This is a genomic window from Haladaptatus sp. SPP-AMP-3, from assembly GCF_049568665.1.
In the GTDB taxonomy this organism is placed as follows: domain Archaea; phylum Halobacteriota; class Halobacteria; order Halobacteriales; family Haladaptataceae; genus Haladaptatus; species Haladaptatus paucihalophilus.
Genome location: NZ_CP145897.1, coordinates 899,613 through 917,324, shown reverse-complemented (window position 1 = coordinate 917,324; position 17,712 = coordinate 899,613). Strand labels below are relative to the sequence as shown.

Genomic DNA, 17,712 nt, shown 5'->3' with positions numbered 1-17,712 from the left:
CGCGAAACGAACGAATGTGACCGACCGCGACGAGTTCAGGGTAGACATGCACGTCAAAGTGCTAGACGAGAAGGTCGTCCGGCGGGCGAAGCAACGCGGCCTCGACGCGTTGGTGTACGCGCCGCACTTCGTCCGCCTTCCCGAGATTCGTCGACGGGCGGAGCGATTCTCCGACGATGACTTGCTCGTCGTTCCCGCACGCGAGGTGTTCACCGGGACGTGGCGGAACCGAAAACACGTCCTCGCCATCGGCCTCGACGAACCCGTTCCGGATTTCATCACGCTCACCGGCGCGATGGCAGAGTTCGAGCGGCAGAACGCCGCGGTCTTGATACCTCACCCCGAGTTCTTGAGCGTGGGCGTCTCGGAGGCCGATATTCGCGTCCACAGCGACGTGATTCACGCCGTCGAGACGTACAACCCGAAACACTGGGAGCGACACAACCGTCGGGCGAAAGCCATCGTCGAAACAACCGACAAATCCGCGTTCGGGTCGTCGTACGCCCATCTCCGCGACACCATCGGCGAGGTGTGGACGGCGTTCGACACCCCCATCGAAACGGAAGCCGAGTTGGTCGAGCAACTCCGGACGGGGAACGTGACGCGCGTCGTCCACCGCACGGGCCGAAGCCACGAACTTCGGCGACGGGTGGAGTTCGCGCACCTCGGGTGGGAGAACTCGTGGAAGAAAATCGACCGACTCGTCCTCTCAGGAATGGAGCCGACGCATCCCGACCACGAGGCCTACGACGGACAATTCGACGATATCAGCGTTTATTGAGACCTACTGGATCCCGACTGCCGTGAGTCCGGCGTGGACGAGGAACTGCCGATTGACGAAGAGCGCCGCGACGACCAATTCGAAGGCCGTCACCGCCAGCGTAACCATCGTCGCGTAGTTGCTGCTCACCGAAACGCCGAACGGCGCGCCGAACTCCTTCTCGTACGGATAGAACAGCGCGAGACCGCGCTTGCTTCCGAGCATGTCGAGGGCGTAGTGGGTGAGGATGCCGATCCAGACGAACTGCAAGTTCCCGAACACCATCGGAAAGACGTAGAACAGCGCGAGCACCGGCAGGTTGTGGAGCGTCTTCCGGTGTTTGCCGAACGCGGTATCCACGTCGGGAAAGAGCGCACCGAGGATGACCGGAACGCCGACCTCGACGATGGTGTAGAACGTGGTCGTGTCCCCCGTCGGATGAAGGACGTATCCGAGACCGATACCGAGAAGTGCCGCGTTCATGACGTGTTCCTTTCGATTCATTCGGTTGCAGGTCCCACCCCGCACTATCAAGGTTTTCCCTTTCACTCCAGCTCGACGAAGAGGTCGGAGAGGGCCTGTCGCGCTATTTTTGCCTTTATCTCCTGTCTCGACCCGTCGAACTCGTGGCGCGCAACCGACGAATAGCTCTCGCCGCTCCCCCATTCACCGGCGTGGGCGACCCCGATGAAGACGGTTCCAACGGGTTTGTCCTCCGTGCCCCCAGTCGGTCCCGCGATGCCGGTCGTGGCGACGCTCCACGTCGTCCCCGCGACGTCGCGCACGCCACGGGCCATCTGCCGGGCGACGGGTTCGCTCACGGCACCGTGTTCGTCCAGCGCCTCGCGCGTGACGCCGACGTGTTCCATCTTCGCGTCGTACGAGTAGGTGACGAGTCCCCGGTCGAAGTAGTCGCTCGACCCCGGTACGTCCGTCAACAGCGACCCGATGAGGCCGCCAGTACAGGACTCGGCGGTTGCGACCGTCGCGCCCGACTCGCGGAGAGCGTCTCCGACCCGCTTCTCGATGGCGTCGTCGTTCGTGCTCATGCGGGAGTGGACGGGGCGGGCGAGAAAGAAAGTGCGGGTCGGACCGGCGGATGTAGTCGTGGGCGAAAGAAAGACTTGGCAGTGCTGCAATCGTGCGGTATGAACTACGACACGCCGCTGTTCTTTCACGTGATGTCATACGCGACGGACGCCGACCGCGACGTCATCGATATGGTGAGCGGGAACCCCGACTGGGGGTCGCCGCCCGGCATCGCCGAGGGGCTTCACGAGTACGCCGACCTCGGGGGAGCGGATTTCCAGTATCCGCCGAGCGAGGGGTTGTTCGAACTCCGGGAGGAGATAGCCGCGCGGCGCGACGTCGATGTTTCTCAGGTGGTCGTGACCGCTGGCGGCGGCGAGGCTAACTATCTCGCTATGGCGCGGGCGATGGAGCGCGAAGCGGGCGACGAGTTCATTCTCACCGACCCGGTGTATCCGTACTACCCCGGCAAGACGACGATGCTGGATGCGAAACAGCGCTTCGTCGCCACCGCCGAGGACGGCACGCTCGACCCCGACGACGTTCGAGAGGCGGCGAGCGAGGACACCGCCGGAATCGTCGTCAACTCGCCGAACAACCCGACCGGTGCGGTGTACGACGAGGAGTCGATGCGCGAATTCGTAGAAATCGCCGAGGAGTACGACGCGCTCCTCGTGAGCGACGAGGTGTACGACCACTTCGACTTCTCCGGGAAGTTCACCAGCGCGTTGACGTTCGATTCGGACCACCGCGTCGTCACGAACTCGTTTTCCAAGTCGTTGGCCATCACCGGCTTCCGGGTCGGCTACGCGATTTTCCCGCCGGACCTCGTGGACGTGGCGAAGACGCGCCACATGCTGACGAACGTGGCCGGAAGCAGGCCGTCGCAGTACGCGGTGCTCCACGCGCTCCGCGAGACGACGCGGGAGTACTACGAGGAAAACCGCGGGCTCCTCGAATCGCGCATCGAGACGTTCACCGACGCGCTCGATGCGGCGGGGGCGGACTACACCACGCCGGACGGTGCCTTCTACGTCATGGCGCGGTTCCCCGACTTCCCCGGCACGCTCTCGAACGTCGAGAAACTCATCGACGAGGCGGGCGTGGCTGGCATGCCCGGCGAAGCCTTCGGCTCCTCGCGCGACGACTGGGTTCGCTTCGCGCTCGTCACCCCCCGCGCCGAAGAGGCGGCCGAACGACTCGCGGACTACTTCAGCGACCGCTGACTCGCCCGATTGGCGCACCCGATTTGGGTTAGGCAGACTGTGGGTTGCGAACCGCCCGGAACTCCGCAACCCGAACTCGTCCACCGAGGTTGGTTTCGGCTTCGTATTTAAATGCTCGTGAGAGGCGGGGGCCGATACGCTCTACGGTGAAAACGGGTGCGCGAAACCGGACGACCCACGTCGGCGCGTGCGCCAGTAGGTTCGCGGCCAGCGGTCGGCCACGAACCTGCGGGTTATCATGCGAGAGGTGAGCACTGGAGCGAAGCGAAGCGCGCAATCGGTTGGGGGAGGGAGAGGCTGATGCGGTTGCTGTCATTGTGTCTGGGAGGACTGAAAGGGGCCGCCCGGTCACGTTTGCGTGGTCGGCTCGGCGACCCCTCTCGGAGGAGGCGCGCGGTTTGCGCCGACGGAGAGATGTCGCTGAACGACCGCGACCGGGTGGAGGCTTTCGGGAGTCTTCAGTATCTCCATTTAAACGTACCCATCACAACTGGAACCATTCCGTAGCAAGCGAGGTGGGAACTCTTGCAGTCCGTATCGTCTCGTCGTTTCTTTCTCTCTATCGGGATTATCACGTCGAAGCAGAACCGTTCGACCCTGATACGCGGACAACAGAAGGTACGTAAACCCGCAACCGATAGCTCCCGGTATGGCAGAAATCGACGTCGAACCCGTCGAACGAATCGATGAGGATGTCGTTCCAGCGGGTATCGACGCACCCGAGTACGTTCTCTACGGCGGGAAAGGCGGCGTGGGGAAGACGACGATGGCCGCCGCGACCGCGCTGGCGAGCGCGCGCGACGGAACCCGAACCTTGGTCGTCTCGACCGACCCGGCGCATTCTCTGTCGGACACGTTCGAGTACGACATCCCGTCGGAGGCGACGCGAATTCGGGAGGAGATACCGCTGTACGCCGCCGAAATCGACCCGGACGTCGCGCTGGAAGAGCAGGCCGGAATGCTCGGCGGCGAGAACCCCCTCGGCGGGATGCTCGGCGACGAGGACGACGGCCCGATGGCCTCGCTGCTGGGCGGGGCGATGCCCGGCGCGGACGAGGCGGCGGCGATGCAGAAACTGCTGGAATTTCTGGACGACGAGCGATTCGAGCGGGTCGTGGTGGACACCGCGCCGACGGGCCACACCCTTCGATTGCTCGAACTCCCCGAACTGATGGACACGATGGTCGGTCGGATGATGAGCCTTCGACAGCGGTTCCAAGGCATGATGGACGGCGTGAAGGGGATGTTCGGCGGCGGTGCCGACGACCCGGAGGAGGGAATGGACGACCTGGACGCGTTCAAAGAGCGGATTCAGGACCTCCGTCGGACGCTCCGGGACCCGTCGAAGACGGACTTCCGCGTCGTCATGATCCCCGAGGAGATGAGCGTGTTCGAATCGAAGCGCCTGCTCGCGCAACTCGACGAGTTCGGCATTCCCGTCGGGACGGTCATCGTCAACCGCGTAATGGAGAACCTCGCCGACGTGACCGATTCGGTCGATTCGAGTCGGTTTGCGACGCCGAATTTGGAGGAGTGTGAGTTCTGTCAGCAACGGTGGGAGGTCCAGCAGGGTGCGCTCCGGGAAGCACAGGACGTGTTCCGCGGCCACACCATCAAGCGCGTCCCGCTGTTCGCCGACGAAGTTCGCGGCGAGGAGATGTTGCGCGTCGTCGCCGCTTGCTTGGACTGACGCGCTCCGCACGGAAGGCGTTTCGAATCGGATTCGGAATCAGTCGAAGAACTTCTTCACCCAGTCGCTTGTCGAAAGCTCGGAAACCGTCCCGTACAGCTTGTCGAGCCACGACGCGGGGAGGATGCGCGCGTAGTCGGTGAGCTGGGCCACCGTCCCGACCGGATACCGGGCGTCCGGATGTTGGACGTTCGCCGCGTCGAGGATGGTGTCCGCGACCTCTTTCGGGTGAACCGCGCCGGGCATGCCGCCGTCGACGGCCTGCCGGTCGCCGTACATCTCGTAGAAGCGGTCGTAGCCGCCGGAGCGCTCGACGCCTTCGATTTCGTCACTCGCCCGGTCGTAAAACTCGGTATCGACCGGACCGGGTTCGACGAGCACGACGTCGACGTCGTACTCGTCGACTTCGCCGCGGAGCGAGTCCGAGATGCCTTCCAGCGCGAACTTCGACCCGCTGTAGATTCCCATGCCGGGGACGGCCACGCGGCCGACCGCGCTGGAGACGTTGACGATGGTCCCCTTCCCGCGCTCCCGCATGTGGGACAGCGCGGCCCGCGCCAGTCGAAGCGGTCCGTAGACGTTCACGTCGAACTGCGCGTGGACCTGTTCTATCGGCACGTCCTCGACCGGGCCGGGTTGGGCGTACCCCGCGTTGTTGACGAGACAGTCGAGATGACCGTGCTCGTCGATGATTTCGTCGATGACGCGCTCTACGTCGTCGTCGTCGGTGACGTCGAGCGTCGAAATGTGACATCCCTTCTCCCCGAGCGTCTGAATGTCGGCGGGGTTCCGGGCGGTCGCGTACACCTCCCAGCCGTCCGCGAGGAACGACAGGGCGGTTTCCCGTCCGATGCCCGACGAACAGCCGGTTATCAGCACAGTCTCATCCATGGGGTTTCCTTCGGACGGGGGTGGCTAAGTATCAACGGTTTCCTTCACTTCATCGGCGTACGCGTCAGCCCGCCGCGTCGGTTCGGGAAGTTTGTACCCGGCACAGAGTCGCCAGACCAGTTCCGCGGCCGTCTCGGCGCTCACTCGATGGCCGGGACTGACGTACAGCGGGTTGACGTGACGCGTCTCGGGGTTCGGATACTGGCGCGACTGGAGCGCGTAGCCGATGACCGTCCCGTCGGGCGCGCCGACCCGCGAGTTTGCCACCACGGGAACGCGGTCGCCTTCCGCCATGTGTCCCTCTGGCGGGTCGCGGAGGTCGCCACAGAGGAGGTTTTTCGCGACGCCGATGGCGGGCAAGTCGAGCATCACGCCGATGTGCGTGGCGATTCCGGCCTCCCGGAAGTGAATCCGTCCGCTCCCGTCCACGATTGCGAGGTCCGGTTCCACGGTCAGTTCCTCGAAGGCGCGTAGAATCGCCGTCCCCTCCCGAAACGACAGCAGGCCGGGGATATACGGAATCTCCGTCTCGACCGCCGCGTGGGCGCGCTCGACAACTTCGCCGTCCCGCGACGCGACGACAGCGCTCACCGCGAGGTCGCCGACGAACGCTTGGTCCACGCCGACGACGACGGGGGATTCGGGGGACTCGGTGGGCACGGCGACGTCCGAATCGTCGTCCTCGTCCTCGTTCTCATCCTCGTCCTTGTCCTCATCCTCGCCCGTCGGGAGGTGAGTCTGTGCGTCGTCCGTCGGTTCGGCGCGGACGCTCTCGGGGTCGAACTCGAACGCGTCCTCGAAAATCGCCGCGTCGGCCACCTCGTGCTGGAGTTCCTCCATCTCTTCGCGCGACAGCGAAGCGTCCGGCGCGAACTCGGGATGGGCGAGGTGCATTAGAACCGTCTACGTCCGCCCATGCCGCCGCCCCGCCGCCCGCCGATGTCCAACTCGGAGGGGCCTCGTTTTCCTTCCCTCTTCAGTTTCGCGCCGTAGAGCAGACCGATTCCCAGTCCGGTGAGGTGGGCCAGTTGGGCGACGCCGCCCGCACCCGCACCGCCGATGACGCTGGCGAATCCGGAGTAGACGGCGAAGAGGGCCGTCGCGAGCCAGAGGGGCATCGGGATGATGAAGTAGATGAGAATCTTCATGTTCGGGTTCAGCACCGTGAGGACGCCCATGACCGCCATGATAGCGCCGCTCGCGCCGAGAACGGCGGAGGTGCTTCCCATCATCGCGACGATGCCGACCTGCGCCAACCCGGCGAGGATGCCGCTGCCGAGGAACAGTGCCGTGAACTTCTTGCTCCCGATGCGCCGTTCCAACACGGGGCCGAAGAAGTACAGCGCGATGCCGTTGAACAGGATGTGCGTGAAGCCGGTCGGGTTGTGAGCGAAGATGGACGTGACCCACGTCCAAACCCGTCCGATGTGTGTCGATTGGAGGACGAACAGTTCGGAGAACAACTGGGCGTCGCCCATGACGTTGATGACGAACACCTCGGCGATGAACGTTCCCACCATCAGCGTGAGGAACACGAACGTCATGTTCCCGCGGAAGTAGCTCAGCGGTCCGCCGGGACTCGTGTCCACGCTGAACCGGCCACCGCCCTGCTTGTTCGCGCTATCGTCGAAGCCGCTGTCGAACACTCCCTTCGGGTCGTTCCACTTGTTCAACCCCGGACAGGAGTGGTTTTCCGGCAGTCGGTGTTCGGCGCAGAACGTCCCGCCGCACATTCGACACTGGTACGGCATGTTCTCGTCCTGCCCACACACGTCGCATTGCGCCATTAGTCCATGGTTTGAACCGATAGGCCAAATGGGTTTGGGTGAAGGGGATGCGAGAATTAGGGGAGAACGCGACGACCGAACGAATGGCCTTCAAGCCGGTTTCCGCGCGCCGTAGACGGCGAAGTTGTAGTACTGCCAGACCGACGTCACCGACTCGAACCCGGCCTCCCGAAGCCACAGCAGTTGGTCCGTCAGCGCGTCCGGGTCGTCGAACTCGTCGCTGGCCTGCCAGCGGTTCATGAACTCCTCTTCCTCCCAGCCCTTCGAGCGCACCCAGTTCGCTATCATCGCCGACGAGAGCGTTTCGAGGTGCGACGCGTCGAATCGAATCACGTCGCCGTTGACGAACCACCCGCCGGGAACGAGTGCGTCGGCGAGCGAATCGAAGAGGCTCCGTTTTTCCGCCGACGGAAGGTGGTGGACCGCGAGCGAGGTGATTACGAGGTCGAACTCGTCGCTCGCCGTCGGATAGTCGTCCGGGAAGGTTCCCTGCACGATGTCGGCGCGCTCCCCGAACGTCTCCAGTTTGCGCTCGGCCTCGGCGAGCATCCCCTCGCTGTGGTCCACCGCGAGGACCGTACTCTCGGGGAAGCGGGTCAGCAGTTTCGCCGTGAGTTCGCCCGTCCCCGCCCCGAGTTCGAGGACGCGTATCTCCTCGGTCCGGTCCTGTGGCGGCGAGTTCAGAATCGCGTCGTGGAGCTCGTCGTACCGCGGGACGATGGCCTCGATACCGGGGTCGTAGAGGCTCGAATCCGCGAACACTTCGCCGGGCTTTTTCATGGCACCAGTAATCGGCGAACCGAGTAATGCTTTTTCTGGCCTCATTCGAGCGGGGTGGATTATGACCGAAACGCATAGGGCATGAGGTTTTTGCCCTCACGACGACGAGTATGGTGTGTGAAGGGGTACGAACGCAAAGGATTGCTGGAACGGGTCGAGCGGGAGGGCGCGACCGTCGGCGCATCGATTCCCGAGACGATTTCGGTCCAGGGACAGGACATCGACCTCCGGGAGTTCGTCTTCGAAATCAAGCGGCTGGACACGGTTCCCGCGGGAGAACGGGAGCGCGTGGAGCAGGCGAAGACGAACCTCCGCCGTGAACGGCTCCAGCGCAAGGAACGACTCGAAGAGGCGGACATCAGTTTCGAGGAGGGCGAGCGACTGGTCGAGAGCATCATCGGCATCGACCGAGCGCTGAACGCGCTCGAAAGCCTCGGGACGACGAACCTCGAAGCCGAAGAGAAGGCGAAGGAGGCCGCCGACCAGAAGCGGTGGGTGTCGTTCCTCCAGAAAGCGCTCGGGAAGGAGAGCGCCGGAAAACGGTCTCGACTATGACTCGAAACGCCGAAGTCGCGGCGCTGTTCGAGGAGTACGCCGATTTGGTCGAAGCACAGGACGTGCAGTACAAGCCACAGGCCTATCGCCGCGCCGCCGACAACATCCGCGACTACCCCGAGGACATCGAGGAGTTGGCGGCCGAGGGTCCCGATGCCGTCGGGCAAATCCCGCAGGTCGGCGACTCCATCGCGAGCAAGGTTATCGAGTACTTTGAGACGGGTGAAATCGAGGAACTCGAAGAAGAACGCGCGAACCTCCCGGTCGAGATGGCGGAACTGACGCGCGTCGAGGGCGTCGGCCCGAAGACGGTCGGCGACCTCTATCACGAACTCGGCGTGCAGACGCTGGACGATTTGGAGGACGCCGCCCGCGAGGGGAAGATTCGGGAGATAAAGGGCTACGGTCCCAAATCGGAGCAGAACATCCTCGACGGCATCGAGTTCGCGCGGACGGTTCGAGGGCGGGAACTGCTCGGCGACGCCCGTCCGGTCGGCGAGCAGGTGCTCGCCTTCTTCGACGAGATACCGGCCGTCGGGCGACACGAACTCGCCGGGTCGCTCCGCCGCTGGCGCGAGACCATCGGCGACATCGACGTGCTCGCCGAGAGCGAGGAGAAGGAGGCGGTCATCGACGCCTTCACCGACTGGGGGCGGGCGACGGAGGTCATCGAGGCGGGGACGGACAAGGCCGCCGTCCGCGTCTCCGACATGCGCATCGACCTCCGGGTCGTCGTTCCCGAGGAGTTCGGCAGCGCCCTCCAGTACTTCACGGGGAGCAAAAATCACAACATCACCCTCAGAAACTACGCGATAGAGCGGGGCTACAAGGTGAACGAGTACGGCGTGTTCGATGTGAGTGATGTCGAGAACCCCGACGCGGGCCAGCGCGTCGGCGAGCGCGTCGCGGGCGAGACGGAAGCCAGCATGTACGACGCCCTCGGTTTGCCCCTGATTGCACCCGAAATGCGCGAGGACAACGGCGAAATCGACGCCGCCCTCGCCGGGGATCTGCCGAACCTCATCGAAGAAGGCGACGTGCGCGGGGACCTGCACCTGCACACGAACTGGTCCGACGGGAACCACACCATTGCGGAGATGGTCGATGGAGCGGCCGACTTCGGCCACGACTACATCGCCGTCTCCGACCACGCGACGGGTTCGGGCATGGTCGGCGGCGTCGGCTTGGACGACGAGGAACTCGAAGAACAGATAGACGAGGTTCGAGCGGTCGCCGAGGATGCCGCCATCAACGTGTTCACGGGCGTCGAGGCGAACATCGACCCGGACGGGGGAATCAGCGTCGGCGACAACGTGCTCGCCGACTTGGACATCGTGGTCGCCTCGCCGCACAGCGGTCTCGACGGCGACGGGACCGACCGCCTTATTCGAGCGATAGAGCACCCGAGCGTCGATATCCTGGGCCATCCGAGCGGTCGTCTCATCAATCGCCGTCCCGGTCACGATTTCGACGTTCGAGCGGTTGCGCGCGCCGCCGCCGACAACGGCGTCGCGCTGGAAATCAACAGCAATCCCCACCGACTCGACCTCTGGGGTGCCGCGGTGCAGGTTGCGGTGGAGGAAGGTGTCACCATCGCCATCGACACCGACGCTCACAGCCCCGCGGAATACCGAAACGTCAGGTACGGCGTTCACACCGCGCGACGGGGATGGGCCGAGGCCGCGGACGTGCTCAACGCCCGCGACGCGGCGGGCGTCCGCGAGTTCCTTCATTGATGAGTCGCCGATTCTTTCTCGACGTGATGCACGGGGCGCTCTCGACGTACCTCCGCATGTGCGGGTACGATGCGGCCTACGCGCTGGACAGGGGCGTCGAGGCGGACGACGAGATTCTCGAACTGGCCAAAGCGGAGGACAGGACGCTCGTTACGCGGGACGTGCAATTGGCCGAGCGCGCCGACGACGTCCTCCTCATCGAATCGCTCGACGTGCGCGACCAACTCCGCGAACTCCGGAACGACGGGGTGGGCCTCTCGCTTTCCGACCCCGCGCGATGTTCTTCCTGTAACGGGAAACTGGTTCGGGACGACGGACCCGCGCCAGACCACGCGCCGGACGGGAAACCCGTCTGGCGGTGTCGGGACTGCGGAAAACGGTTCTGGAAAGGGAGCCACTGGGAGTCGGTCGAGCGGACGCTTTCGGAGTTGTAGGGGTTTTTCTACCGGTTCGATTCCCACCGCTCGCAGGCGTCCATGTCGGTCATCCGCTGGTCGTGCAGGCCGCAGTAGGGCGTCATGCCGGAGTCGGTGCGGACGTAATCGAAGTGGGCGCAGTTGCCGCAGTAGGCGTCCGTCGGGTTCGTCGGGGCCGCCGAGTTCGATTCGGCCGGGGGCGTCGCGGTGGTCCCCTCACCTGCGTCCATGGGCGAGGAGATGTCGTCGCTCGCCGCGCCGCCGTCGCTGACGGCTTCGGTACCGGCCGGGTCGTTGCCGAAGACGCCGATGCCGCCGAGACCGCTGGATTTCTCGACTTCGACGATTTTCGTCTCGCCCTTGCGCGTGACCTCCATCGTGACGGTTCCGCCGGGGTCGTTTCGCGTCTTGAAGTTCACGACGGCGGTGAACAGACACCAGAACGTCGTGATGAGGCCGGTGAAGTACACCGCGACGACGGGCAGGGTCAGGTGTTCGCCGTGTCCGCGCCAGTGTTGCGGGTAGGCGTACCAGAACATGGCGACGCCGAGAATCGTGATGCTGGACCCGATGGCCGCCGCCGCCCGCACGCGGTCGCTCGTGGCGGGGAGAACGACGAACACGCCGACGAAGACGGCGGGGACGCCCAACCCGGCGGTGATGCCCGCGAGTCTGTACGACCCGTAGCTGTCGAGACCCATCGCCGCGAAACTGTTCGTCGTCGCCGCGAGGATACCCACGACGACGAGCAACGACCCGACGAGAAACAGGCCGACGCCGAGATAGAGGCGTCGGGGGCGTTTTTTCACGCCGCCGTGCCCTTCGTACGTTTCCCCGAGGCTTGTCATGTGTCTGCCATTGGAGGCCTCCTACTAAACAACTGCGTCAGACAGGTATCACTATCGTTTGATTTCAACCACGAAAACGGGAAAAGTCGCGTACACAGACGGTATTACTGACCAACTCGAACCGAAATTATTTCCGACAAAACGCCGTACTGAGCGCCTCCGAAGATGACGTTCGACGGAAACCGAGACAGCAACCGGAGGGATCGATAGGCCGGTGACACGACCGCCGGAAATCGGGATTTTCACAAACAGCAAGAGTCCGCCAATGACACAACCACCGGAAATCTGCCGATGACACAACCACCGGAACCCTTCCCTCCCCGGAAAATCTTTGATTTTCCGGGCCGAGGAATCCCTGAATGCGCGTCGAAGACGCGCAAGAGGGGGTGACACCGGCTTTTGGTCCAGCTTTTGCAAGGGAGGAAGGCCGAATCCGGCGCGATTCGCGCCGGATTCGGCTCCCGACCGCGGCAAAAGGTGGGTTCGAAAAACCTAATCCCCACCCTGCCAAACGCCCCAGTATGGCTGACGATACCGAAGACGAAGGGCCCGCTGTCGAACTCGGCGAGCGCGACCCCGTCGATGGCGCACCGCTCGCACGAGTCACCTCGCGGTTGTTCTGGCCCATCCAGAAGAGCGAAATCGAACGAAAGGAGGGAGGCGAGACGATTCGGACCCCGGACGGCCCGCAGGACCTGGCCGACGTGCTGGAAGCGGTCGACGAAACGTACTTCCAGAGCGAACAGGAGTTCACCAACGCCGTCGAGGACGCCATCGGAACCGGACCGATTCCCACCGCCGACGATTCGTGAACTTCTCCCGGACCGTCGGGGAGCGAACGTTCGGCCTGACGTGGGTGCGGTTGTCGCTCCTCGTCGGGGCGCTCATCGCGGTCGCGTGGTCGTACTGGCCGAGCACCGGCGGGAGCCTGAACCTCCGCGTTTTCCGCGACGTGACGTTGTACATCGCCATTCCCGGCGCGCTCGCGGTGACGCACGGTCGCCACATCGGCTATCGGGTGAACCGGAAAGCGATTCGCAACACGCTCGTTCTCGCGGCGTTCGTCATCCCGGTATACGTCGTCGGGTCGTCGCTCCCGACGATTCGGACCTACTACCCGATGTGGGAGACGAACGCCGCGCTCGGTAGCTTTCTCCCGCACGCGGTGAAGCAGTTCATCGTCGTTCTCGCCGCCGAAACGTACTATCGCGGCTTTCTCTGCGTCGGCGTTCGGAAGATAGGTTTCAAGAGCGTCTTCGTGAGTCCGATAATCTACGCGTTTCACCACTTGGGTAAGCCGCCGGTCGAGGTCATCCTCTCGGGACCGACGGACGTGCTGTTCGGCGCGGTGGATTACAACTGTGATTCGGTGTTACCGTCCGTCGTCGCCCACGGCATCGGCCTGATGCTCCTCGACTGGTTGGTGCTTCACGAACCGCTCATCGCACAGGATACCGTGTTGAACTGGCTGTCGTGGCTTCCGGTGCATCTGTGATGTTCGGCATGGTCGGGATGGTCGAGCGGATGGAAGATGAAGTGTCCCCGATGACGGCGCTCGCCGTCGCCATCGTCGCGGTGAGCACGAGCGCCATCCTCATCGAACTCAGCAACGCGCCGAGCATCGTCAAGGCGCTGTACCGGTCGCTGTTCACGACGCTGTTGCTCGCGCCGTTCGCGGTCACGCGCTACCGGGACGACCTCCGGACGTTCTCGCCGCGGGACTTGCTCATCGCGGTCGTCACCGGGTGTGCCCTCGCCGGGCACTTCATCGCGTGGTTCGAGAGTTTGGACTGGACCACGGTCGCCGCGTCCGTGACGCTCGTTCAGTCACAACCGCTGTTCGTCGCGTTCGGCGCGTGGGCGCTGCTGGACGAGCGCGTTACGCGGAAAACGATGGTCGGCATCCTCGTCGCACTGCTCGGGATGGTGGCGATGTCGTTCGGCGACTTCCTCTCACCCGCGACGGTCGCGGGGCAACGCCCGCTCTACGGCAACGGGCTGGCGGTCGTGGGGGCGATTGCGGCGGCGGGCTACGTCCTCGCCGGGCGGTCGCTCCGACAGCGCGTGTCCCTGATTCCCTACGTGACCGTGGTGTACGGCGTCTCCACGGTCGTGCTGTTCGGTGCCGCGCTGACGAGCGGCGCGCAGGTTTCCCTCGCCGCGTACCGACCGACGGAGTGGGTGCTGTTTTTGGGCATGGCCGTCGGTCCCGGCATCTTCGGTCACACCGTCATCAACTGGGCGCTGAAATACGTCGAATCGAGCGTCGTGAGCGTCACGCTCCTCGGCGAACCCGTCGGCAGCACGGTGCTCGCGTTGGTTATCCTCGGACAGGTACCGGGCGTCGCGACGATGGTCGGCGGTGCCGTCGTCCTCGGCGGCATCTACGTCGCCTCGACCGGACGAGAAAGCCGGTAATTCGGACGGGAACCAGTAGTTCGGACGGGACGGTCGGTACTTCGGCCCCGAACCGTCAGTAGTCAGTAGCTCGGTCGCTCTTCGTACTCGATGGGGTCGCGCTCGCCGACGTTCTGGAAGGCTTGCAGGCGGAGCGCACAGGAATCACAGGTGCCACAGGCGGGTTCTTCCGCGCGGTAGCAACTCCACGTCAGTTCGTACGGCACGTCGAGTTCGACCCCGCGTTCCGCGATGTCGGTCTTGCTGAACTCGACGAACGGCGCGACGAGTTCGATGGACGTGTCGTCCTTCGTCCCCGTCTCGACGACGGCCTGAAACGCCTCGAAGAACTGCGGGCGGCAGTCCGGATACCCCGAGAAATCCTCGCTGTGCGCGCCGATGAACACGGCGTCACAATCGTTCGCTTCCGCACAGGAGACGGCCATCGAAAGCAGGTTCGCGTTCCGGAACGGGACGTAGGTGTCGGGCACTTCGTCGCTCTCCAAGTCGGCGTCCTCCACGGTCATCTCGTCGTCGGTGAGGCTGGACCCCCCTATCGTGGCGAGGTGGCTCGTCTCGACGTGGAGGAATCCGGCGTCGAGTTCGTCGGCCTGCTGTTTCGCACAGTCGAACTCCTTGCCTTCGGTCCGCTGGCCGTAGGACGTGTGCAGGAAGAACGGTTCGTACCCCCGTTCGCGCGCTTCGTACGCGGCCGTGGCGCTGTCCATCCCGCCGGAAGCGAGGATGACCGCCCGCTTTTCGGGTCGGTCGGTATCTGTCACCTTGCGGTCGGTCGTCCCGCTGGCGGTCGTTCCGCTGGCGGTCGTCTCGTTTTCGTTCGCCTCGTCGGTTGTGTCGTTTCGTGTCATGGTATCGTTGCTACGTATGTTCTGTCGTCGTTCAGGTACCCGGTGCGTCGTTCCACAGGTCGACGTGCAGTCGCGGCGTGTAGCGGTAGCCGTACTCCATCGCCAGTTCCGCGACTCGCTCGCGGGTTTCGTCGAGTTGCTCGCGGGTCGCTCCTTCCGGCATCAGGAGCACATCGGTATCGGAGAGCGGTTCGTCGGCAGTCGCGCGAACGTCCGAAACCAATTCCTCGATTTCTTCGAGGTCGCCGTCGTCGGTGACGACGAACTTCATCTGAGTGTCGTAGGCGTCCACCAGCGCCGCGAGCGTCTCCACGTCGATTCGCCGGTCCTCGTGTCGGTCCTCCCACTCGCCGTCGCCTTTCGGGTCGTTCTCGGGCGTCGGCGTCGAGGAGGCCAGTTTCGGGCTGACGCTCGCCAAGTCGATGGGGGCGTCGCGGAATATCGTCCCGTTCGTCTCGACCGTCGTGTGATAGCCCCTCTCCGAGAGGCGGTCGAGCAGGGTGACGGACGCCTCGTGTACCAGCGGTTCGCCGCCCGTGAGGACGACGTGGTTCTCGTCGTAGGATTCGACCTCCGCGACGATTTCGTCCACCGTCATCCGGGCGTGCGTCGGTTCCCACGAGGTGTGATACGAATCGCAGAACCAACAGCGGAGGTTACAGCCGCTCGTCCGAACAAACACGCTCGGAACGCCCGCGAGCGTTCCCTCCCCCTGTAGCGAGTAGAACAACTCGTTGATGGGCAGCGACGGTTCGTCCGAGTTCGCCCCCTCGCGCTCTGCGTCGGCGCGTTCCCCGTCACTCTGTTCGGTCGCGTTCACGGGCATGGTTAGACGTGGCCGCCGCAGAGTTCCGCGGTCTCGCTCACTTCGACCGCCACCTCGGAGACGTTCTTCGGCAGTTCCTCGCGGAACCGGCGTTCGAGTTCGAGGCTCATCACTTCCGCCGTCGGCGGGTCCTCGAAGAGGACGACCGCCGACCCGTCGCCGCTCTCCTCGAAGGCGTCCACGAGTGGGTCGCCCTTCTCCAGCAGGAACATGTGGTCCCACTCGGAGAGTATCGCAGTAATATCTCCCTTGTCCACGACCCACCCCTCTTCGGTGAGTTCACCGGTGACGGTTACCTCGATTTCGTAGTTGTGGCCGTGCGGTCGGCTGCATTTCCCGTCGTGGTGTAACAATCGATGACCCGCGCTGATGCGAATCGGGCGGTCGCGCCCGATGTGAAGCGTTCGTTCGTGAGATGATTCGAGTAAAGATGTAGGCATATTCGGAGATTATCGAGAGAATACTTAAACGCATCACTCTCAATCGGTCGTGGGGTGAGATGGGTGTGGGGACCTTAGATTTCCGTCTCCAGAATCGTGGTCCCGTCTCTATCGCGGACCAACACTGTATCCCCGTCGTCGTTCCAAATCGGCCGGTCTGACCCCCAATAAACGGCATTTACTGCGTCCGACCAGTGTTGACTTTCCCCTTCGCCCTCGTTTCCGGTGTGTAGTCGCACGACTTCCTCGGGACCCAGTATCGTCCCTTTCGGGAAATCATATCGATGACCCGCCGAATCCCGGACGGACCAATTGGAGATGTTCAACGGTTTGTCCGTCGTGTTTCGAAACGCGATGTGTTCATCATTCAGTCTCCCCCGTCGGGAGGTCGTGTTGGCATGGAATAGCTCTAATCCAGTCTCGTCGGACTCTTTTCCACCGTTCTCCCTGCCCGCTTTTTGCATAGCTCGCAACCAGTGTACAACCAAATGAATCGCGCTCAACGCGACGAACGTCAGTATGACGACGAGGACGAGTTCGCTCAGAACCGGTTCACCGACCCCCCCACCCGGTCGTTTCGTCGAGAGATACAGGAACACTGCTAACAGTTCTATCAAGACAGTGTAGGGAAGGTACGGACTGTGTTTCAGTATCGAGTCGATGGAGAGGTGTTCTGGCACCACCGACCACGAGAACGGTTCGTCCGTATCGTAGCGGGTCGAGGTAATCCTGACCGTTCTCGGAAAGTACGCAAAGAGCGTGGTCAGCACGAAAACCGACAGTAGAAGCGTGAAATCGACCGGATAGGTTTGTGTAGGGTCCCCAATGACGTAGATTAGTTTGTCTCCGGCAGTGCTCTGTTCGAGCTTCTCTATCGCAACGAAAACACCGATGACGAGAAGCGTCGCCGAAAAGATGAGCGAGAGGAGGGCGCTCACCAAGAGGACGGCTTTCTGTTTGACGTACGATGTGTTGATCGAGACGTTATCGATACGCGTCCGGATAAGCTCTCGTTTGAATTGGTCCGAATCGATGTGCCGATGGGACAAAGCCCGCAACGTGGACGAATCGGCGTGCCCCGCAACACCGGTAATGGTGCTCACGAACAGGGCGTAAACGATGGACGTTGCATACAGAACCAATCCGAATTTGATGTACAGCGAGTGGACTAGATATTTGAAAAACGAAATGCCGATTGTGCCGACTCCGGGGAACCCCAGAAAACTCAAAAGCGCGGTGACTCCGGCAAACACGCCGGTTCCGCCGACGAGATACCCGTACAAAGTACTCGCTTTCTCGTTGAGTTGTTCGGCGCGCTGGCGGGAGAACTCCTCGACGTTCCCCGACTCTTCCACTACCAAATCGATGCCGCTCTTCTCGGAACCAGGTTCAGCCATCGCTCCAAGTCAGAGATTCTTGTCTGGTTGGAACCGTTCGGTTGATGAAACATATGCACTGAGCA

General features: G+C 63.3%; 20 protein-coding genes. 9 read left to right on the top strand and 11 right to left on the bottom strand.

Annotated features, from left to right (window positions below):
- Nucleotides 1-46: 46 nt before the first annotated feature.
- On the top strand, nt 47-781 hold the full coding sequence (locus tag V5735_RS05405; protein WP_423745994.1) for a PHP-associated domain-containing protein: 735 nt from the start codon (nt 47-49) through the stop codon (nt 779-781).
- 3 nt (nt 782-784) lie between these two features.
- Here the strand turns inward: V5735_RS05405 and V5735_RS05400 are convergent, their stop codons facing one another.
- Nucleotides 785-1,264 carry a metal-dependent hydrolase gene (locus V5735_RS05400; RefSeq protein ID WP_423745422.1) on the bottom strand — a complete coding sequence of 160 codons (480 nt, stop codon included), beginning with the start codon at nt 1,262-1,264 and terminating at the stop codon, nt 785-787.
- Between the two features lie 41 nt (nt 1,265-1,305).
- On the bottom strand, nt 1,306-1,809 hold the full coding sequence (locus tag V5735_RS05395) for a CinA family protein (protein WP_423745421.1): 504 nt from the start codon (nt 1,807-1,809) through the stop codon (nt 1,306-1,308).
- Nucleotides 1,810-1,908: 99 nt separating this feature from the next.
- Between V5735_RS05395 and V5735_RS05390 the strand changes: the two genes are divergently transcribed.
- Both V5735_RS05390 and V5735_RS05385 read left to right on the top strand, forming a co-directional pair.
- Nucleotides 1,909-3,015: a pyridoxal phosphate-dependent aminotransferase gene (locus V5735_RS05390; RefSeq protein WP_423745420.1), complete on the top strand. Its 1,107-nt coding sequence runs from the start codon at nt 1,909-1,911 to the stop codon at nt 3,013-3,015.
- Between the two features lie 649 nt (nt 3,016-3,664).
- On the top strand, nt 3,665-4,705 hold the full coding sequence (locus V5735_RS05385; RefSeq protein ID WP_423745419.1) for an ArsA family ATPase: 1,041 nt from the start codon (nt 3,665-3,667) through the stop codon (nt 4,703-4,705).
- A gap of 39 nt (nt 4,706-4,744) precedes the next feature.
- Here V5735_RS05385 and V5735_RS05380 read toward each other — a convergent pair whose 3' ends face one another.
- The 4 genes from V5735_RS05380 to V5735_RS05365 all read right to left on the bottom strand — a co-directional run bounded on the left by V5735_RS05380 (nt 4,745) and on the right by V5735_RS05365 (nt 8,163).
- The gene (locus V5735_RS05380) at nt 4,745-5,596 is read right to left on the bottom strand and encodes an SDR family oxidoreductase (RefSeq protein ID WP_423745418.1); all 852 of its coding nucleotides are present in this window, start codon (nt 5,594-5,596) and stop codon (nt 4,745-4,747) included.
- Nucleotides 5,597-5,620: 24 nt separating this feature from the next.
- On the bottom strand, nt 5,621-6,490 hold the full coding sequence (locus tag V5735_RS05375) for an endonuclease V (protein ID WP_423745417.1): 870 nt from the start codon (nt 6,488-6,490) through the stop codon (nt 5,621-5,623).
- A complete protein-coding gene (locus V5735_RS05370) occupies nt 6,490-7,383 on the bottom strand; it encodes a rhomboid family intramembrane serine protease (RefSeq protein WP_423745416.1) in 894 nt (297 codons plus the stop codon). The genes V5735_RS05375 and V5735_RS05370 overlap by 1 nt, the downstream gene beginning before the upstream one ends.
- A 90-nt stretch (nt 7,384-7,473) precedes the next feature.
- A complete protein-coding gene (locus V5735_RS05365) occupies nt 7,474-8,163 on the bottom strand; it encodes a class I SAM-dependent methyltransferase (protein WP_423745415.1) in 690 nt (229 codons plus the stop codon).
- Nucleotides 8,164-8,280: 117 nt separating this feature from the next.
- Here V5735_RS05365 and V5735_RS05360 point away from each other — a divergent pair, with 117 nt between their 5' ends.
- From V5735_RS05360 to V5735_RS05350, 3 genes are read left to right on the top strand one after another with little or no spacing between them, the layout of a single operon-like run.
- On the top strand, nt 8,281-8,718 hold the full coding sequence (locus V5735_RS05360) for a DUF5788 family protein (protein WP_423745414.1): 438 nt from the start codon (nt 8,281-8,283) through the stop codon (nt 8,716-8,718).
- Nucleotides 8,715-10,454, top strand: coding sequence for a DNA polymerase/3'-5' exonuclease PolX (polX, locus tag V5735_RS05355; protein ID WP_423745413.1), 1,740 nt, complete (start codon nt 8,715-8,717; stop codon nt 10,452-10,454). Before V5735_RS05360 ends, polX begins: the two co-directional genes overlap by 4 nt.
- Nucleotides 10,454-10,888: a Mut7-C RNAse domain-containing protein gene (locus tag V5735_RS05350; RefSeq protein ID WP_423745412.1), complete on the top strand. Its 435-nt coding sequence runs from the start codon at nt 10,454-10,456 to the stop codon at nt 10,886-10,888. The genes polX and V5735_RS05350 overlap by 1 nt, the downstream gene beginning before the upstream one ends.
- A gap of 8 nt (nt 10,889-10,896) precedes the next feature.
- On the opposite strand, the gene V5735_RS05345 is transcribed toward V5735_RS05350, so the two are convergent.
- Nucleotides 10,897-11,718, bottom strand: a complete 822-nt coding sequence (locus V5735_RS05345) for a DUF7139 domain-containing protein (RefSeq protein ID WP_423745411.1) — start codon at nt 11,716-11,718, stop codon at nt 10,897-10,899.
- A gap of 521 nt (nt 11,719-12,239) precedes the next feature.
- Here V5735_RS05345 and V5735_RS05340 point away from each other — a divergent pair.
- Genes V5735_RS05340 through V5735_RS05330 form a run of 3 tightly spaced genes read left to right on the top strand, consistent with a single transcriptional unit; the run spans nt 12,240 to nt 14,136 of the window.
- Nucleotides 12,240-12,530 carry a DUF5789 family protein gene (locus V5735_RS05340; RefSeq protein ID WP_423745410.1) on the top strand — a complete coding sequence of 97 codons (291 nt, stop codon included), beginning with the start codon at nt 12,240-12,242 and terminating at the stop codon, nt 12,528-12,530.
- Nucleotides 12,527-13,213 carry a type II CAAX prenyl endopeptidase Rce1 family protein gene (locus tag V5735_RS05335; protein WP_423745409.1) on the top strand — a complete coding sequence of 229 codons (687 nt, stop codon included), beginning with the start codon at nt 12,527-12,529 and terminating at the stop codon, nt 13,211-13,213. Before V5735_RS05340 ends, V5735_RS05335 begins: the two co-directional genes overlap by 4 nt.
- The gene (locus tag V5735_RS05330; protein ID WP_423745408.1) at nt 13,213-14,136 is read left to right on the top strand and encodes a DMT family transporter; all 924 of its coding nucleotides are present in this window, start codon (nt 13,213-13,215) and stop codon (nt 14,134-14,136) included. The genes V5735_RS05335 and V5735_RS05330 overlap by 1 nt, the downstream gene beginning before the upstream one ends.
- Before the next feature lie 62 nt (nt 14,137-14,198).
- Here the strand turns inward: V5735_RS05330 and queC are convergent, their stop codons facing one another.
- The 4 genes from queC to V5735_RS05310 all read right to left on the bottom strand — a co-directional run bounded on the left by queC (nt 14,199) and on the right by V5735_RS05310 (nt 17,647).
- Complete coding sequence (gene queC / locus V5735_RS05325) at nt 14,199-14,984, bottom strand: 7-cyano-7-deazaguanine synthase QueC (RefSeq protein WP_423745407.1); 786 nt, start codon at nt 14,982-14,984, stop codon at nt 14,199-14,201.
- Between the two features lie 31 nt (nt 14,985-15,015).
- Entirely contained in the window at nt 15,016-15,810 is a 795-nt protein-coding gene (locus V5735_RS05320) for a 7-carboxy-7-deazaguanine synthase QueE (RefSeq protein ID WP_423745406.1), read from the bottom strand.
- Between the two features lie 2 nt (nt 15,811-15,812).
- Nucleotides 15,813-16,250 (bottom strand): 6-pyruvoyl trahydropterin synthase family protein, encoded by a 438-nt coding sequence (locus V5735_RS05315; RefSeq protein ID WP_423745405.1) that lies wholly within the window; start codon nt 16,248-16,250, stop codon nt 15,813-15,815.
- Between the two features lie 74 nt (nt 16,251-16,324).
- Entirely contained in the window at nt 16,325-17,647 is a 1,323-nt protein-coding gene (locus tag V5735_RS05310) for a lamin tail domain-containing protein (protein WP_423745404.1), read from the bottom strand.
- Between the last annotated feature and the right edge of the window lie 65 nt (nt 17,648-17,712).

Bases quoted from the DNA above. Each gene is read 5' to 3' on its own strand.
- V5735_RS05365 (WP_423745415.1), bottom strand. From the start codon at position 8,163: ATGAAAAAGCCCGGCGAAGTGTTCGCGGATTCGAGCCTCTACGACCCC.
- V5735_RS05370 (WP_423745416.1), bottom strand. From the start codon at position 7,383: ATGGCGCAATGCGACGTGTGTGGGCAGGACGAGAACATGCCGTACCAG.
- V5735_RS05310 (WP_423745404.1), bottom strand. From the start codon at position 17,647: ATGGCTGAACCTGGTTCCGAGAAGAGCGGCATCGATTTGGTAGTGGAA.
- V5735_RS05375 (WP_423745417.1), bottom strand. From the start codon at position 6,490: ATGCACCTCGCCCATCCCGAGTTCGCGCCGGACGCTTCGCTGTCGCGC.
- queC (WP_423745407.1), bottom strand. From the start codon at position 14,984: ATGACACGAAACGACACAACCGACGAGGCGAACGAAAACGAGACGACC.
- V5735_RS05320 (WP_423745406.1), bottom strand. From the start codon at position 15,810: ATGCCCGTGAACGCGACCGAACAGAGTGACGGGGAACGCGCCGACGCA.
- V5735_RS05390 (WP_423745420.1), top strand. From the start codon at position 1,909: ATGAACTACGACACGCCGCTGTTCTTTCACGTGATGTCATACGCGACG.
- V5735_RS05345 (WP_423745411.1), bottom strand. From the start codon at position 11,718: ATGACAAGCCTCGGGGAAACGTACGAAGGGCACGGCGGCGTGAAAAAA.
- V5735_RS05330 (WP_423745408.1), top strand. From the start codon at position 13,213: ATGTTCGGCATGGTCGGGATGGTCGAGCGGATGGAAGATGAAGTGTCC.
- V5735_RS05380 (WP_423745418.1), bottom strand. From the start codon at position 5,596: ATGGATGAGACTGTGCTGATAACCGGCTGTTCGTCGGGCATCGGACGG.
- V5735_RS05385 (WP_423745419.1), top strand. From the start codon at position 3,665: ATGGCAGAAATCGACGTCGAACCCGTCGAACGAATCGATGAGGATGTC.
- V5735_RS05395 (WP_423745421.1), bottom strand. From the start codon at position 1,809: ATGAGCACGAACGACGACGCCATCGAGAAGCGGGTCGGAGACGCTCTC.
- V5735_RS05315 (WP_423745405.1), bottom strand. From the start codon at position 16,250: ATGCCTACATCTTTACTCGAATCATCTCACGAACGAACGCTTCACATC.
- V5735_RS05340 (WP_423745410.1), top strand. From the start codon at position 12,240: ATGGCTGACGATACCGAAGACGAAGGGCCCGCTGTCGAACTCGGCGAG.
- V5735_RS05350 (WP_423745412.1), top strand. From the start codon at position 10,454: ATGAGTCGCCGATTCTTTCTCGACGTGATGCACGGGGCGCTCTCGACG.
- polX (WP_423745413.1), top strand. From the start codon at position 8,715: ATGACTCGAAACGCCGAAGTCGCGGCGCTGTTCGAGGAGTACGCCGAT.
- V5735_RS05405 (WP_423745994.1), top strand. From the start codon at position 47: ATGCACGTCAAAGTGCTAGACGAGAAGGTCGTCCGGCGGGCGAAGCAA.
- V5735_RS05400 (WP_423745422.1), bottom strand. From the start codon at position 1,264: ATGAATCGAAAGGAACACGTCATGAACGCGGCACTTCTCGGTATCGGT.